Annotated in this window: 11 protein-coding genes and 1 pseudogene; 3 read left to right on the top strand and 9 right to left on the bottom strand. The window is 67.0% G+C overall.

What is annotated here, in order from left to right:
* Window positions 1–133: 133 nt before the first annotated feature.
* A complete protein-coding gene (locus AC08OP_RS02510; protein WP_476612725.1) occupies window positions 134–8410 on the bottom strand; it encodes a SpvB/TcaC N-terminal domain-containing protein in 8277 nt (2758 codons plus the stop codon).
* 479 nt (window positions 8411–8889) lie between these two features.
* Between AC08OP_RS02510 and AC08OP_RS02505 the strand changes: the two genes are divergently transcribed.
* On the top strand, window positions 8890–9360 hold the full coding sequence (locus AC08OP_RS02505) for a UPF0158 family protein (protein WP_476612724.1): 471 nt from the start codon (window positions 8890–8892) through the stop codon (window positions 9358–9360).
* 387 nt (window positions 9361–9747) lie between these two features.
* On the opposite strand, the gene AC08OP_RS02500 is transcribed toward AC08OP_RS02505, so the two are convergent.
* From AC08OP_RS02500 to AC08OP_RS02485, 4 genes are all read right to left on the bottom strand, one after another.
* Entirely contained in the window at window positions 9748–9870 is a 123-nt protein-coding gene (locus tag AC08OP_RS02500; RefSeq protein ID WP_020460401.1) for an NUDIX hydrolase, read from the bottom strand.
* 26 nt (window positions 9871–9896) lie between these two features.
* Complete coding sequence (locus AC08OP_RS02495) at window positions 9897–10511, bottom strand: AAA family ATPase (RefSeq protein WP_476609547.1); 615 nt, start codon at window positions 10509–10511, stop codon at window positions 9897–9899.
* A gap of 85 nt (window positions 10512–10596) precedes the next feature.
* Complete coding sequence (locus AC08OP_RS02490; protein WP_476612723.1) at window positions 10597–11298, bottom strand: hypothetical protein; 702 nt, start codon at window positions 11296–11298, stop codon at window positions 10597–10599.
* Window positions 11291–12289, bottom strand: a complete 999-nt coding sequence (locus tag AC08OP_RS02485) for a radical SAM protein (RefSeq protein ID WP_476612722.1) — start codon at window positions 12287–12289, stop codon at window positions 11291–11293. Before AC08OP_RS02485 ends, AC08OP_RS02490 begins: the two co-directional genes overlap by 8 nt.
* A 745-nt stretch (window positions 12290–13034) precedes the next feature.
* Between AC08OP_RS02485 and AC08OP_RS02480 the strand changes: the two genes are divergently transcribed.
* Window positions 13035–13709: a dTMP kinase gene (locus AC08OP_RS02480; RefSeq protein ID WP_476612721.1), complete on the top strand. Its 675-nt coding sequence runs from the start codon at window positions 13035–13037 to the stop codon at window positions 13707–13709.
* A gap of 76 nt (window positions 13710–13785) precedes the next feature.
* The gene (locus AC08OP_RS02475; RefSeq protein WP_476612720.1) at window positions 13786–14724 is read left to right on the top strand and encodes an aminoglycoside phosphotransferase family protein; all 939 of its coding nucleotides are present in this window, start codon (window positions 13786–13788) and stop codon (window positions 14722–14724) included.
* A 13-nt stretch (window positions 14725–14737) separates the two neighbouring features.
* Here AC08OP_RS02475 and AC08OP_RS02470 read toward each other — a convergent pair whose 3' ends face one another.
* From AC08OP_RS02470 to AC08OP_RS02455, 4 genes and pseudogenes are all read right to left on the bottom strand, one after another.
* The gene (locus AC08OP_RS02470) at window positions 14738–15277 is read right to left on the bottom strand and encodes a P-loop nucleotide/nucleoside kinase family protein (RefSeq protein ID WP_134351645.1); all 540 of its coding nucleotides are present in this window, start codon (window positions 15275–15277) and stop codon (window positions 14738–14740) included.
* A 25-nt stretch (window positions 15278–15302) separates the two neighbouring features.
* Window positions 15303–15464 (bottom strand): hypothetical protein, encoded by a 162-nt coding sequence (locus AC08OP_RS02465; protein WP_476612719.1) that lies wholly within the window; start codon window positions 15462–15464, stop codon window positions 15303–15305.
* Window positions 15465–15488: 24 nt separating this feature from the next.
* Window positions 15489–16199, bottom strand: a complete 711-nt coding sequence (locus AC08OP_RS02460) for a nucleotidyltransferase family protein (protein WP_476612718.1) — start codon at window positions 16197–16199, stop codon at window positions 15489–15491.
* A 47-nt stretch (window positions 16200–16246) separates the two neighbouring features.
* Window positions 16247–16610 (bottom strand): annotated as a pseudogene (locus AC08OP_RS02455) (hypothetical protein); the annotation flags it as partial.

The raw sequence follows: 16610 nt of genomic DNA, 5'->3' as shown, positions 1-16610 counted from the left end.
ATCAGCGGCGCAGCCGTGATCCTCCCGCGCAGGCGGGTGCGCCCCTCATCCTGGCCCAGATCACGGTAGATGATCGCTATGAGCCCACACGACTTCACGGATTAAATATCGGTAAAGACTCGGGGTGCTAGATTCAATTCTTCTTGTTCCACAGATTGTTCTCCCAGATTGGCCCCTGCCGACCAATCTCGTACATGCCCTCAATCCGATCGGGAGATATTCTATTTGGATTCGTGTAGTCGCTCCCGCCGCCGGAAAAACCTCTACCTGGGGTCGGATTAGTTTGAATCTTGGGGCGAAACTGCCCGCTGTCCCTAACGACGACCACGTATCGAGGATTTCCTGGCAAACCCAACCTCGTCTTAGCGGCCTTTGGAGAGAGATTCCCTTCACCGGTGAATGATGTTTCTGCATGAACGCCGCCCGAGAACGCCGAAACGGGATCTTCTGCTACGGTGTAGTGAAACCGAAGGTCGGGATGAGTATCAGGCCGTGGAGCCCCGCCAATCGGCCGTGGTGTCGCTCCCGTTGAACCTCCACTATTGGGTTGAGCCGGGCGTGAAGGTTGCGCCTGAGCAGGAGCCTGAACCGAGGGCTTAGGCGCTGGGGCAGGAAAGGATAGCTCAGATTCCCCTGCAGGAAGGCCTACCTTTGGCGCCACCTCGCCTTGGCCAGCCAGCTTGCCCGGAGTCGGTGTAGTTGCTCTTGGTGCTGAAGCTGGACTCTCGAAAACAGTCTCCTTAGCTCCTTTAATTGTTCTAACAATGGCATAGGCTTGCGCAGCCGCTTCGACAACCTTTGCTGTCCCTTCATGAGTGTCTCCCGCCTTAAACTCGGCAACCCCGCTTTTAGTCTTCTCCCACGCGTCCTTAAGTCCGATGAAGGGGTTCATTTGTTGAACGCGCCGATTCATGTCCTCTTGATAAGCTGCAATCACCTTCGGATCGCCTGTGCTATGAACCATACCGCTCATCATCCCCACAATTGCGTTCTCTCCCATCTGCCTGGCGCCCGCCACCGTTGCCACTGCAAAGCGCCTGGATCCCTCTAGAGAACCCGTAAGTACCCCTTTGGCCGCCTGTGCGCGAACCTTTAGCTCGATCGCGATTTCTTTACTTGGATCAGGCGGGAACGAGTCATCCCCTTCCATTCCCGTTGTGTCTCTAAGGCGAATTGGAGAGTTGCGGACGTAGGTGTATATATTTGGCCCGTCAACGAAATTTGCTGGATCACAATTTGTCCATCTCCCCACCCACGCCGCGTAATACCGTGCCCCGTGGTAATAAAACCCGCTTTCCTCGTCCCGCTCCTTTCCCGTGTACCGATACCGCTTCGCCATCTCCGTCTGGCTGCGCACCGCCTGATAGGTTGAACTGCCGTAGGGGGAATACTCCTCATAGGAAATGATCTGTGCCTGCTCATCCAGCTCCAGGCTGCTTGACCCGAGGCGGTTACCGAACTGGTAGCGGATCAGTCGCTGCGCTAGGTCCTGCTCATCACCCAGCGTGCGCATTTCCACCAGTGCGATGCGTTGCTTGTCGTCCATCACGTGCAGCGTTTCGCGCTCCAGTTTCAGCGTGCGCGCATTGGCTGGACCTTGATAGCTGCGAAACACCTCGAACCCGCCGAGGTAGATGCGTTCGTCCTTGATGCCGCCGTTGTTGGCCAGTTCCGTTACCTTGCGCACGCGCTGCCCTGAGGCGTCGTAGAGGTACCAGGTGCGTTCGCCGTGGCGCTCGGCGCCGTCCGCGTCCTCGTTGTTGACCTTCTGCCGCTGCGTCATCAGCAGTTGGTCCTTGTAGTCCCACTGCATCGCGTTCAGTTGCGGCATGCCCAGCATGTTGCCGTGGGCGTCGTGGGTGTAGGGCTCCGGCGCGGCGTTGCCGACGGTGGTGCTGCTCAACCGGTTGCTCTGTTTGCCTGGCTCGATGAGGCTGGCCTGCGTGTACGCATAGCGGCGCGTCCAGCCGGGCACGGCTGTGTCGTGTCGCGCGTGCTGCATCTGCAGGAAGTTGCCGACCGCGTCATAGACGTAGCGTTCGGTGTAGCGGCCCATCGCGCTCCGGTCGTTGGGTGCGAAGCGGCCGGGCGGATTGGCGCTGAGGATGCCGACGCGGCCGGCGTCGTTGTAGGAGTGAGGCATCGGCGCGCCGCCCTGGCCGAGGTGCTCGCGGCCCTTGGCCTGGATCAGCCGGTACAGCGCGTCGTAGACGTAGTCGTTGCTCGGCTCGACGCGCTGGTTGCGGAAGTAGATGGCCTGCTGCGCGTCGTCGCGGATGTGGGTGATGTTGCCGGCGGGGTCGTAGGTGTAGTGCAGGTTCTGCACCTGCTTTCCCGGCCAGGCGGGGTCAGCGGGCTGCGGGTCGTCGCCGGGGAAGTCCGCCGGCTTGCGCTTGGTCAGCAGTTGGGTGAGGCGGAAGGTGAGCGGGTCGTAGCTGTAGAAGGTGGTGGCGCCGTTCTCGTAGTCGATGCGCAGGCGCTGGCCCTTGGCGTCGTGGTCGATGTTGGCCACGCCGACCGGTGACGGCGCTTCGGCGGTCGGGTCGATGAGCTTGTCCGGTTCCGCCGCACGTTCCAGCCACACATGTACCCGCTCCAGCAGGTTGGCCTCGTTGAACACCGGCTGGATGATGTTGAACTGGCCGCGCCCCAGGCTGCTGTGCGGGGCGATGGACTGGATGGGACGGTTGAGCGCGTCGTAGCGGGTGCTGCCTTCGAAGGTTTCGGCGTCGAGCTTCGGTGCCGGATTCCGCGACCAGTCCGGGATGGCTTTGTAGTCGCTGACCAGCTGCCGCGTGCTGCGCAGCAGGTTGCTCTTGAAGTCGTAGGCCTCGAGTGGTTTGCCGGCGGCGTCGAGCCGGGCGTTGGTGGCGATGCCGGCGGAGTCGGCGTGGCGGTAGATGCGGGTGCGCAGGTTCAGCGCTTCGACGTTGGGCTGGCTCTCGCCGTATTCGATCCTGTCGACCAGCAGGCCGGCCTGGTTCGGCGGGTTCAGCGTGCGTGGGTCGGAGTTGGGTTTCAGCGGATCGCGGTCGCTGAAGTCGCCCCACACGTACTGTTCGATCGGGCGGCGCAGCGCGTCGTACTTGGTCGTGAAGTTGTGGCCGCGGCTGTCCCAGGCGCGGATGGGATTTCCGGCCACGTCATTGAGCATCCAGCGAGCGCCGGCTTCCTGGCTTTCCTGGTGGATGCGGTTGCCCAGCATGTCGTAGGCGTACTGCATGACGATGCGCTGCTCCAGCGCGCCCAGTGGCAGGTTGTTGGCGTCGGGCAGCTTGCGTTCGTCGAACACCTTGCGCTGGTTGCCTTCGATGTCCAGTTCGACGCGGGTGCGGAATTGCTCGTCTGGTTTGGCGTGGAGCAGATGGCCTTCGCAGATCACCCGGTTGCGCGCCACTGTCAGGAAGGGGCGGCCGAGGGCATCGAAGTGGGCGGTGGTGGGCGTGTCGGCGTGGGCGAGCGTGCGTATGGCTGCGTCTTGCTCTGGATTGTTTCCGCGCGAGTCAGCCGGGGGATTCTGAGAATCGGCGATCCGCTGCCGCACCCAGGTCTTCCAATCGTTCGGCTGGGTCTTGAAGTACTCCTTGACGTAGCCGCCGATGTCGGGGTCGGTGCGCGGGTCGCCTGTCTGCGGCGGCCTTGGATCGCCCGGTTGGGCAGGGCGCGGCGCGCAGGTGTCGTTGACGTCGTACGTCGTCTGCTGCCAGGGGTCGAACACCACCTTTTCGTAGGTGTGGTTCGGGTGCAGCGTGGCGATGACGCGCTCGGCCGGGTCGTAGAACAGCACCGGGCTGACGCCGATGCGCACATCCAGCTCGAAACGGTGGGTGTCGGTGAAGAAGGGTTCGTACTGGCGGACCGGCTTGCCCTTGTTGTTGAACACCGTCCAGCCGCTGCCGACCCAGCGCGGTCTGGCGTCTGCCGCCGCCATCACGGGCTGGCCGTCGACACCAACGATGATCTTTCCGGCCGCGTCGCGCCGCGGCACCGGCCCGGGTTCGGCCTGGATCTTCTTCTGGATCTCGCGGCCGAAGCCGTCGGAGTAGCTGAAGCTGAGCTGGATCTTCAGGCCCTGCGGCGGCAGCGCGGTGTGGAGGTGGGTTTCGCGGGCGAGCGTGGCGGCGCAGGCGGGCTGCCACTGCTCCGGGGCATGGGGATTCGCCTGCCGCGTGCGCTGGAAGCGGTCGAGGTCGTAGACGATGCGCGTGGTGGCGTTGTTCAGCAGCGCTGCCGCCATTGCGTGTGGATCGGCGCCGTCGAAGAAACCGTCGAGCTGGGCTTGCGTGAGGTCGGTGACGAAGCCAGCGAGAGAGTCACCTTCCACCGGCGCGGGCAGCGGCTTGCCCATCACGGCGGTGCCGACCACCATGCCGAGGGTGTCGAAGGCGACTTCGGTCCGGTTGCGGTTGGGGTCGCTGACCAGGCGCGGCTGCAGCACCCGGTAGTCGTTGGTGTCCACGGTGACGCGGTTGTTCAGCGCGTCGCGGGTTTCGACCATCAGCAGGTCGTGGGTGTCGAAGTCGACGAAGGCGTCCTGGCCGAAGGGGTCGCGGTAGCGGCGCGGCAGGTAGAAGTGCTGCCGGGCCTGCGCCGATTCAGTGGCGGCGTTGTCAGCGGGGTTCGGGCTGAAGAACGATTGCCCGGAGGGAATCCACCAGTGATCGTCGGCGTTGCTCGCGGAAAAGCGGCCGTCGGCCTTGAGTTCCTGGCTCTGCAGATAACCGCCCCGGTTGCCGGCTTGGCCTCCGAGCACGGCGGCCGGATCGGGCAGCAGCGGTTCGGGGGCCTGGCCGTGGCGCGGACGTTGGAAGACCTGGGTGAGCAGACCGGGAGTGAAGGCGAGTTTGTAGCTCTCCCCAGGCAGGGCGAGCGGTTGCAGTTCCCCGAGCGGCAGCAGGTCGGTCAGGTCGTCGCGGCGGTAGAGCGTGCGCAGTAGCTCGATGGGGCGACGGCGCTGGTTGCCGGTGGCGGTGGCTTCGTACGGGACTTCCGGCGCTGTGAACGTGTGGCGCATGCGGCCTGGCGCTGCGGGGTCGGGTTCGACCAGGTCCGAGGCCTGGTAGCGGCCTGCCGGTCCGGTGGCCGGGTAGCCGGTCAGTTCGAAGGTGGTCGCCTCGCAGGGGAGCGGGTTGCGGTGCCCGTCGGGCGAGTCGATGGCATTCGTGACGCGGTTTTCGGTGTAGGTGAGCAGCGGCGTGGTCTGCCGGTCACGATCCCCTTGCTCCGACAACGGCGAGGCGCGGCGGCCGTAGCCGATGGCCGCCTGCTTGAGGACGTTGCCGAAGTCGTCGACTTCCAGCGTCAGCGCGTGCTGAATGCGTGGATCGATCGGGTTGCGCTCGTAATGGTAGCTGAGTGCCTCGCGCGCATGGGTGATGAACACGGCGTGGCGGTTGGAACCCTGTGGCTGCAAGGCGCGGATGGTGAAGTTCTGTTCGGTGACGGTGTAGGGCGTGCGGGCGCGCTCGATCTGCTCCTGCGTGGCGCCGGGATGGTCTGCGTCGTCGGCATAGACCTCCTGGCGCAACATCGAGCCCTTGAGGGCACGGCAGGCTTCGCGTTCTTCGTCGAGCGTGAGCCCTTCGGGAAGCTCGGTGTCCGGCAAGAGCATTGCCCATGCTTGCGCATCGGTGACGCCGGGTTCGCGGAAGTACTCGCCGTGGTCGGTGGCGTTCAGCAGGCCGGCGAAGTAGTCGGAGACACGCTGGCGGCCCTGGTAGACGCCGGTGTGGAACCAGGTCTTGGTGTGGACCGGCGGAACGTGGGAGGCGGCGTCGATGTTGTCGGCCGGCGCTGCTCCATCGGCAAGGGCCGCGAACCGCTCGGTGTCCCACTGCTCGACCATGCCGAAGCCGCGGAACTCGCGCTCCACGCCGTCGAAGTAGCCGTGGTGGTAGGCGTAGCGGGTGACGAAGCGGTTGCGGCTGATGTGGTCGTACGTCTCGACGCGCTCGACCACGTGCACCGGGAACGGCAGCCGCGTGATCCAGGGTTTCCCGGCCTGTTTGTCCTGCAGGTAGAACTTGGTCGATGGCGCGTAGTCGACGCGGGTTTCGGCGCCCAGGTTGTTGATGGTCCTGACCAGCAGATGTGGCTTGCAGCCGCCCATCAGGTTGACGTAGCGCATCGGGCGCCGCGCGTCTCCGGGCACGGGCGACGACCAGACCAGGCAGGCGGTGCCGTTGCCGAGCAGGTCGGTGGGCACGATGCTCACCAGGTCGTCGACGCGCGGGAACACCTTGAGCGTCTGCGGCTGGCTCCAGCCGTTGCCCGACTGGTTGAAGTACAGCCGCACACCGTCGCGGTGCAGGTAGATGATGTCGGTGGTGCCGCTGCCGTCGATGTCGGCCAGGCGTATGCGCTGGTGGTCGAACTGATCGGGGTTGTCGAACCACGGCGAGCCATCCATCGCCACCCTGGCGCCGAATCGGCCATAGCCCAGGTTGGGCCAGTAGCAGACGTCACCATTGCGGATGCGCACGATGTCGGTGAGGCCGTCGCCCGACAGGTCGGCCAGGTAGATCGACTGCGTGCCGTCGGCGAAGACGATGCGCGGGCCTTTCTCCTCGTCGAGCGCCTGGGCGACGCGGCGGGCAGGGCCGAAGCCTTCCTCGGCCAGCGAGGCATGCCAGACCAAGGCGTCGTCTTCGGTGATGAGCACGTCGGCATGGCCGTCGCCGTCGAGATCGACCAACTTGAGGTTGGGGTCGCTCAGGTCGCGGTTCAGGCGCGCGGTAAAGGGGCGGAAGGGCTGCCAGCCCTCAGCCTCATCGTGTTCATACAAGCCAGGCGTCTGCCCTTCCATGACGACGACGTCAGGGTGGCCGTCGCCAGCCAGATCCATGAACTCGGCGCCGGCATTCAAGGACACATTGGGCTTGAGCGCGACCGTTTCGAGCGCGGCGAAACGGGCCTTGACGGCCTTGCCGCCGTCGGTCTGCTCCTGCGGAAGCGGGCTCCAGTTGCGCTTGTAGAACCAGGCACCTGCCTGCTCGGTGAGGATGCCGGGGATGCCTTCTCCGTGCAGGTCGGTCCAGCGGTAGGTACTGCCGTCCAGGCCGATGGGCAGGTTCTCCAGGCTCGCCCGGTCGACCTCTTCGACAATCTCCTGTACGCGGGGCTCGGTGTATGCGAATTCCACCGGCGGCAGGCTGCCGCGTGTGCTCGAGCCGCCTTCCTGCCTCCACCCCGCCTGCACCACCTGCTTCAGGAAGCTGTAGACGGGCCGAGTGGCAAGACCGGGGTCGATCTCGTCGTCGTAGATGAACTCGGTGCTGCGAACCACGCCCCGGTAGCCGGGCTGCGCCGCCTGGCCCGGGCCCGCCGGCTGATCGGGGATGTGGTGCAGCATCAGCACCCGCTCGCAGCGGCGGGAGGTGCGCACCTCGAAACCCGAGCGGTAGCTGGAGAAAGCGTCGGAGCGGTGGAGCCAGGGCTTCTCCGGCTGGCCCGTCGGGTTGCCCTCGTCCAGCTCTCCGTAATCGAAACGCACTTCGAAGAGCCAGTCGGCGTCGGTGTCCGACGGCGGATCGGGCAGGTCGCTCAGGTACCGGGGGCGCAGGCCCTGGGCGTCCAGCAGGGGCTTGTGGTTTCCGTACAGCACCCGCTGCAGGTAGCGTTGCGCGGTGCGCCGCGCGTCGGAGGCGAGGCCCCGGTTGCGCTGGTGGACCTGATGGAACGGATCGGGCTGGCCTGGCCTGGCCTGGTAGGTGCCGTCCTCGCCTCTGTACAGATAGCGAATGCCGTTGCCCTTTTCATCGCGCGATTCGCAGATCAGCCATGAAAAGATGCGGCCGGCGTCCAGCGGGTCGGCAATGCGTGAATTCGCGTCACAGCCATAGAGGGTGAGGATGTTGTCCTTGGAGATCGAGCGCCAGTGGACGTCGCCGGGCGAGTCGATCCTGCTCCAGCGCTCGATGCGGGCGAAGAGCCCTTCGATACGAGGACGGTAGCGGTGGATGACGAACCCGGGCGCGGTCGTGTCGTCACGGAAGCGCGTACCGTCGGCCCGGAGAACCGGTACCAGGTCTTCCGCCCCGGAAAGGATGAAGACGTCGGACTCTGCCGCGTCGAGATACCGCGGCAGGCCTTTATCGGTCTTGCGCGTGATCGACGGCAGCGACAGGCTCCACCCGAAGCCGAACGGCCCGTTGCCGGCACCGGAGTCGTAGGACAGGGAGAGCTGCGGCCCGAAGCCGGAACGCCCTGGGCTGGTAGCGATGGGCACCGACACCGAGCCGGTGCCAGTGACAGGGTTGGCGGCGAACTTCTCGCCGATGCCGCGGATGGCACCGCCGCCCTTGGGCAGGCTCAGAGACGGCGCAGAAACCGCAAACGAAGCCTCGCCGCCTGCGGCCTTGGACTGCCCGTCACGTTGAGCGCCGCGCAGGTTGGCCGGGTCAAGAGCCATGGCGAGGTTTCTCCCGTCAGACGGCTTGGATCGCGCTACTCGAGGACATCCTGCCCTGACCGGGAACATCCGGGAGCTGTTTCGCCGCACCCGCGCCGCGCCTCTCGAAGGGAAAGCGTAGCCACCGGGCGCCCGGCGGCCCGTGTCACCGCCCACATGCGACAGATCTTGACAGAGTATCGTTCAACCTGGCACCCAGGGGCCGGACCGGTAGAACGGGCAAACCGGCAGGCATCGTGCCGCGAAGCCCCACGAACGCGTTGAAACCGACTCCGGCAAATCGGGCACGGATAGATCCTCAACGATCATCACGCCGCAGCGGCACCCCAGCCGCCGCCCCGGCCGCAGGGACCGGAGAACCCCACCCGACCAGCACCAACACCGCTACCACCTGCTGCCAAACGGCGGCTATGCCGACCGCCAAAGATCCACCCGAGACCGACCGGCGATTCGAGAGACACCCTCACTACCCTGGTCCGATGCTTGATCTGAGCAACCTGGACCTGGAGGAGATCGCTACCGCTCTTGCCGACCAGACGGACTACGAGCATCGCTGGCTGATCGATCCGCGGACCGGAGAGGTTGCGTTCTGGACGTCCGACCTCGGAATCGACGGCCAGAACCCCGTTGACCTCGACGACCTGGACCTGATCTGCATCGACCCGCTCCCGTCCTACGTCTGGTACCAGGACATGGCCGACTTCGCCGAGCGGGTCAGCGATTATCGGGCCGGGCAGAGGCTGGCCAGAGCGATCGAGGGCAGGGGCGCCTTTCGTCGTTTCAAAGACGAGCTACACCGGGAACATCCGCACCTGCTGCCGGCGTGGTACGCCTTCCGCGACGTCCGCGCCCAACGCCGTGCCGTCGACTGGCTCGTCGACAACTCGCTGATCGACGACGACACGGCTACCCGGTTTCTCGACGCCCATCCCGACCCCGACGTGCCGTGACGCTCTACAAACCTTCAGTGACGGTCTCGGCCTGGATGAAACATCCGCTCATGCCGCTGACCGGGCGCTGGCATGCCGGTGGCGATGTGGCTCTCCGTCAACACAGATCGTGCGGAGCCAGCGGGACAGACCGTCAGGCTGTCGCCGACGCGACGGGTGTGGGAGCAGTCCATGATCACGTCGCTGATTCATCATCGGTGAGTGCGGACGGTAGGTCGCCGGCTCGTGGTCGTTGCCGATCTTGCGGAGGAGCGTGAGGGGGGTCTGCTTCTGGCCGAGATGCGCGCGCACGTCAAGCAGGGGGATAGCTGCTGGGATGGGCCAACCTGGAGACCGGCGTGCGCGGGACGCGAAGATCGTTAAGGTCGATTCCGACAGGCGACTTGCCTAATGAACCGAGGGCAGGTTGAACCAGCCGTCAGCGAAGCCGGTACCGGATCGCTCAGCGAGCAGAACCGCGCCGTCTCGGATGAGCAGGAGCATGACGTCGATGACACTGGTGTACGCCATGGAGGGCAGTCTCCCAGGGACGTGGGTCAGCGGTTTGTCGGGTCGAGGCCGAGGGTGGTGAGTTGCTCGGCGATCCAGCCGACCCGTGCGCTGGTGGGCATGTTCGGTGGGATGTCGTAGATCCGCTGTCCGACGGTGGCGCAGATGCTGCGCACGACCCGGTCGGCCGCGGGCTGGATGTCGAGGACGCGCGACCGGTAGGGGTCGCCGAGCTGCTGCTGGTCGAACTTGTCGGTGCAGTAGAACACCGCGTCGTAGAACGGCGCCCAGGCCCGGCAGAACGCTTCCATCGCGCGTAGGACAGGCGCGTGGGGTCCTTCGGGGCCGCCGGGTAGGACGAGCCAGGCGTAGGCGAGGACGTTCGCGATTGTCTTGTCGGCGATGACCATGGTGTGTTGGCGTGCGGTGCGCAGGAGGCTGGTCAGCTGGGCGGCGAAGAGGTCGACTTCGGTCTCCAGGTCGAACTCGCCGCGGCCGTGGACGACGATCTCCTCGATGAACGGGCTGTTGCGCGCGGGCTCGGGGACGCAGGCGACGTGCACGCCGCGTTCCCGGTAGTAGGCGGCGAGGGCGTGGGTGAGGGTGGTCTTGCCCGAGGCGTGGGTGCCTTCGACGGCGACGACCAGGCAGTTGCGCAGCATCAGCGAGCTCCTTCCGCGGCGGACATCTGGTCGCTGCTGCCGGCCGGTGCGGCGTGGCGAGACGAGGGCCGTGCCGATGGGTTCCTCACGTGGCCGCTGCCGTCTGGTCACAGGCGGCGGCCTCGATGACCGTGTCGAGATCGAGCCGGTCCCATTGGTAGTGGCCGGCGCTGCGCGCCGCGAGGAGCGCGATCCCCAGTGCTCGGAGAATGACCTGCCGAAGGGTCTGCGGCGCGGTGGCGGAGGTCATGGGTACCGCCAAGGCAGGGCCGGCGGCTGGGTCCGAGTCGGTGGGCAGGCCGTGAAGGTGGACGGCGGCACACACGTCGCGCAGCGCGGGCGGTGTGGGGCCATATGCCGCGTCGCAGAGGCGGGCGAGACCGGGTCGCGCGGTCTGACCCGACCAGGCGGCGGCGAGGGCAGTGATTCCCCGTGTGGGTGCATCGGCGGTGGCGAGCCTCGCCAGAGTGTCGGCGAGCCGGTAGCCGGCGAGGATCGCCGCCTGGCGTCGCGCTTGCACCAGCAGGGCATCGAGCCTGGCAGAAACGGTGGGGGTCTCAGCCGGTTGCTCGGCCGCGAGGGCGTGGAAGCCGAACCGCAGCGTCGTGTCGGTCACCGTCAGGGTGCGTCCCCGCGGCAGCCGCAGGTAGACCGCTGCGAGGGCGTCCGGCGCCGCGGCGCGGGTCGAGACGGTGAACGCGGCCAGCAACGGAGTGCGTTCGGCGAACGGCCGACGTGCGGCGCCGAACGGTGTGTCGGCCCAGCCCAGGTTCGTCGCCTCACGCATGGCTGATACGCAGCGACGGAGGTTCGGCCGGCGGTTGCTCGGCGCGGGTGAGGGTGCGGATCGAGCGCCCCAGGTACTTGGCGTAGTGATTGCGTCGAAAGCGGTACCGCGCCCAGATCGCGGTGATCGGCTCATCGAGCAGGTTGCCCAGCGGTTCGAGCAGGTCGGGGGCGTCGTAGACCGGCCAGGCACTTGCCAGCCCACGCGGGCTGACCACGATCATGTGGCCTTCGGTGTCCGGGGTCCAGGACGTCAGCCGCAATGCCGGCCGCCAGTCGTGCGCTGTGCGGAGTTCGGCGAGCCGATCGAACGTCGCCGTGGCTTCCTCCCCGGAGATGAACTCGTTGTCGGCGAGATCGAGCGCGTTGCCTTTCTTCAGTGGCATGATCATCTTGAGTTTCCCGGCATTGAGCAGATCGGCGATCTGGTAGGTGTACGGCAGCGCGGCCACCGTCGAGCGGTAGACCACCGCCGACAGCGACAGCGGAAGCCCGGCGTCCTGGAACGCCCGTATCCCGGCCATCACCGCGTCGTAGTCTCCCCGGACACGGTTGGTCGTGGCCCGTGGGCCTTCGAGCCCGACGTTGACGAACGCGATCTTGCCGGACAGGCGTGCCGCGTGCTGTAGTCCACGGGTCGCGTTGGTCGGCACGCCGATCACCGTCCCGGCGAACATGTCGACGATGTCGACGAAGTCCCGGCGCAGCAGCGGCTCGCCACCGCTGAGGAACACCCGGGGCACCCCGGCCAAATTGTCCCGCATCCGCTCCAAGGCGGCCAGCGTCGGGTCGGGCTCCTGCAACGTCTCGGAGCAGAACGAGCAGTCGAAATTGCACCGCTTCGTGACCTGAAGGATCACTGACAGTGGCCCAGCCGCCCCGGCTGCGACCGCCTCCAGATCCAGCGGAGCCCTCAGCCTGAAATGGTGCCCATCGGTGAAGACGACAGGCTCGGCAGTAGGCGCGCAGATCTCACCGGGGCCCGGCTGCACCTCAGTATCAACGGTTGGAGGAGGTGGAGAGGAGATGATCATCAGATCCTTCTCGTCGTAGGCGCCTCGACGACCGGGTCAGCTGGCCGCCGCTGTCGTGACGGCGAGCTGACCGCGTCGACGCTGAACGCCCTCAGCCTCCCAACCGGCGGCACGCCAGTCATTCCCCGCAATGCGAACATCCGCTTCGGGTCTGTGCGGTGCCACTGACCTGCGACAACAGTGTCGACGAGTGCGCTTTGTTCGGCTTGAACCCCCTGATCTGTTCGGCGTATTCCGTCGAAACCAGACAGCGATCGTTTGCGGCACGCCCGGAGTCAGGGCGGCACCTTCCGTGATCACGTCGGCGTCCGCGTGGAGCTGTGGCGGTCAGCCTGGCCGGAGCGCCGATCGTGGAGGAACCCGCTCTATCCGGGCATGCTCGATGTCTATGCGCTCGTACCATCTTTGAGAACTTCCCGTCGCCGCGGGCGAGGTTGCGGGTCCCTGCTCGTCCGCCGGCCGGCACGAGACGTTGTCGCGAGCCTCCTACCATCCGCCGGAATCGTTGAATGCCACGCTTCATTCAAGAAGTGTGGCAGCATTATCCTTCTAACAATTCGTCGGCGGGCCATGCTGGAAGGAAGGGTGCCGTGCCCGATTCTTCCTGGCTCGGGTGCGGCAGCTACGGGAGGCCGGCACGACGGCCGATGCTGAGGGCTGAACTGCCCCTTTTATGGTTGCCACTGTGATCGGAGGGGTCGGGATGCTCGTCAGCCTGGAAGGTCTTCCCGGGGCGGGGAAGTCGACGCAGGGCCGTCTGCTGGAGGAGCGACTTCGTAGTGAAGGACTCGTGGTCGCCTTTCTCCCGGATCTCGCCACCCTCGACACCGGGGATGTCGGGACGACCTTGGTGGAGATCTTCTCGTCGTCGGATGAGCCGTTCCTGCGTCACGGGGACGTGGTGACCGAGTGCCTGTTGGCGGCGGCGGTGCGCGCGGACATCGTGGCGACGCGGATCGAGCCGGCGCTCGATCACCACGATGTGGTGATCGAGGACCGTGGTGTGCACACCATGTTCTCGTACGGGCTTGCGTCCCTGATCCGGCAGCATGCGGTGGAGGTGGACGAGGCTGTGTCCTGGCTGGATGGGTTGGGACGCCTTGCCGGGCGACGGGCGGACGTCGTGCTGTGGCTGTCGGCGCCGGTGGGTGAGACGATCGCGCGGGCGGAGGCCCGTGACGGGAGACAGTGGACCGGCGAGCAGCGCGCGTACCTGTCGTTCGTAGATCTTGCCTATCAGGAGCTGGCCGCACGCGACACCGGCATGATGAGGGTGCCGACGGCCGGGCAGGCGCCGGAGGCCGTGCACGCGGCCGTCTGGGAGGCGGTCGCCGCACAGCTGAAGCGGTCGGCGAAGGGGACTTCCACGCGGGCGTGAGCCCGTCCGCGTGGCGGGCGGCCTTCGCCCGTAGGCTTCGTGTGCTGTGAAGCCGTCACTGTCTGAAGCGCCGACGATGACACCTTCCTCGACGCCTGTGCTGCTAGCGGACGACCTGCGTAGATGTCTCCTGGTCGACGGCCCGGAGCGCGTCGAGGGTCTGCACCGCCTCGGTGTTCGCCCGTTGGCGGGCGGCCGGAACAACCACGTCTTCGCCTGGCGGGACCCGCAGGGCGAAGAGATGTGCGTGAAGGCGTACCGGGTCGATGATCGACAGCGGACGGAGCGGGAATGGCGCGCTCTCTCCTTGCTGGCGAGGCATGGTGTGCCGAACGTGCCGCGGCCGTTGTGGCGGGATCAGCATGAGGCCCAGCCCATCGTCGCGATGACCATGCTGCCAGGCGCGTGCATCCCTGACCTGGCTGAGCCGGCGGCGCAAGAGGCCGCCCTGACGGGGCTGGCCGCGACGCTGCGACCGATCCACGACCTCCCGTGGGAGACCGGCTTCGCGAAGCTGCCCCGCGTCGACTCCGCGGTGCACTTCATGGCGAGGCTGACCGACGTGTGGCCCGGCCAACTCGACACGCAGCCGGACGACCCGCTGACGCGGGACCTGCGACAGCTGCTGGGGGTATGGCGGGACAGCGGAGACGCGGAGACACTCGCTCGTCCCGCGGCGCGGATCTTCTCGCGGGGTGACGGGAACCTCGTCAACTGGCTGTGGGATGGCGAGGTCACGCGCTGCGTCGACTTCGAGTTCTGCGGGTGGAGCGATCTGGCGTTCGATGCCGCCGATCTCGTCGAGCACATCAGCGCCCGTGAGGTCGACGACCGGGTCTGGTTGGACGTGGTCACGGCGCTCGGGATCGAGGGCGAGCTGGTGCCCAGGTTCCGCGCGGCGCAGCGGACGTGCGCGTTGCGGTGGCTGGCGGTGCTGTGGAAGCAGCGGGAACGGCGGGCCGGGGAGTTCTCCGCGCAGCTCGACCGTGTTCGGGCTCTGTTTCGCGACCAGTGAGGTGGTGGCGCGCTCAGCTGGGCGCGGTGCGGGAGGTGACGCCGAGTCGGTCGAGGCAGCGCGCGACGACGGCCGCCAGCTCGGTGTCCGTGGCCAGGACGATTTTCGGTTCCGGGATGGGGACCGCGTTCGCGCGAATCCGCTGGTAGAGGGCGACGGTGCGGTCGGCTGCGGGATGCGTGCCCTCGGCCTGGTCCTGGGTGAGACGTGCGTGCGCGACGGCCGGCGGGCAGACGCACTCGATGACGTGCAGGGGGCGTCCGAGGCGGTCGGCGAGGTGGGCGACCCGGCTGATCTGGCCGGCGCGGTGGCAGGTCGGGCCGTCGAGTACGACGGCGGGGGCGATTCCCTCGTCGATCAGGTGGGCGGCGGCCTGGTGGGCGACGTCGATGCACAGGTCGTCCTGGGCAGGGCTGTAGGTGAGATAGGGGTTGGTGAACAGGGCGTGGCGGATGTGGTCCTTGCTGAGGACGGCGGCGGGCAGGTGCCGGCCGAGTTCGGTGGCGAGGGTGCTCTTCCCGGTGCCGGGGAGACCAGCCAGCTGCACGATCATCAAGGTCCTTCCTGTTGGTGCGATCTCAGCCGTCCGCTGTGGGTGCCCACCGGCCGGCGGCACGGCAGGGGTCCCACAGGTCGTCGAGGACACGGACATCTCCGCCGGCAGGCAGCCGGGTCGCGCGGGTGATCTGCGTGTTCGCTGAGGTGAGGCGCAGCGCGTCGGCACGCGTGCGCAGGGACACGGGTCTGCCCGTGCGGGTCTTGCGTCACGCCGTGAGGAGGACGACGGCGAGGTGATCGAGTGGGTCGAGGACGGGCAGGTCGACCTGCGGGTGGCCGGGAAGCGGCTGGGATCGGCGGCGGTCGAGCATGTTCGGCACCAGGTCCGGGGGAACGGCCGCGGGCTGGGGCAGGTCGGTGATGATGTCGACGGCCGTGCAGGGGGTGACCAGGTCGTCGTGCAGGCGGGTGTAGGTCGCTGACGCCGGGTCGTCAAGGACGACGTGGTGGGTGGCCGGGTCGTAGTGTCCGGGCTGGTAGCCGAGCAGGCGCAGGGCGCGGCGGAAGGCGTCGGCGTGATCCGGAGCGACGAGGACGTCGAGGTCGCTGAACTCGCGGGCGCCACGTCCTCCGTACAGCTGGGACTCCAGGGCGATGCCTTTGACGGCCGCGAAGGCGATGCGCTGGCGGGCCGCGGCGTCGGTGAGGGCGGCGGCCTGCGCGCGGTGGACGGCGGTCTTGTGCCGGCTGGCGCGCAGTACGGAAGCCAGGAAACGGCGGAACGCCTGTGGGATCTCGTCGGCCAGGCCGGTGGTGGCGAGGGTATCGGCGAGCAGGCACAGCACCTTGTGCTCGATGGCGGTGGCGAGCAGGGTCCCCCAGCGCAGTGTCGGCTCGGTGAGCAGCGGTCGGATCGTGGCGTGGTGCTGCTCGACGGGTGCGGGCAGGCAGGCCGCCTCCAGGACGAGGTGTTCCACCTGCGGCGTCGCCGGTGGAGATGCGGGGACAGGCGGGGTCGCTGGTCTCATCGGGTGGCTGCGTCGGCGTCGTGGAGGATGGCGGTGACCGCGTCGGCGATCACGATGGGGTCAGGGCGGGCTACCAGTGCGTAGCAGGGCACGGTCCGGGCGAGGGTGGCGATGACGGCGCGCCTGTTGCTCTCCGTCGTGTGGGCCGGGGGCGTCGGGGCGAGCCAGTGGTTGATGTGGGAGCTGGCGCCCGCGGTGGGGCGGTGCATGAACAGCTGGTTGCTTGTCAGCGTGGCGTGGACGGTCTCCGCAGGGATGCGCTCGTGACGGGCGTTTCCTGCGGTCGGGGCCAGCTGCGGCCAGATCATCACATGGGGGGGGCAGGAGGCGGTGAGCGTGCCCGCGTGCACCAGGCGTGGG

The sequence above is a fragment of the Frankia sp. CeRuru1 genome, assembly GCF_977966315.1.
The sequence above is the reverse complement of the archived record's forward strand: the minus strand, read 5'-3'. Positions and strand labels throughout refer to the sequence as shown.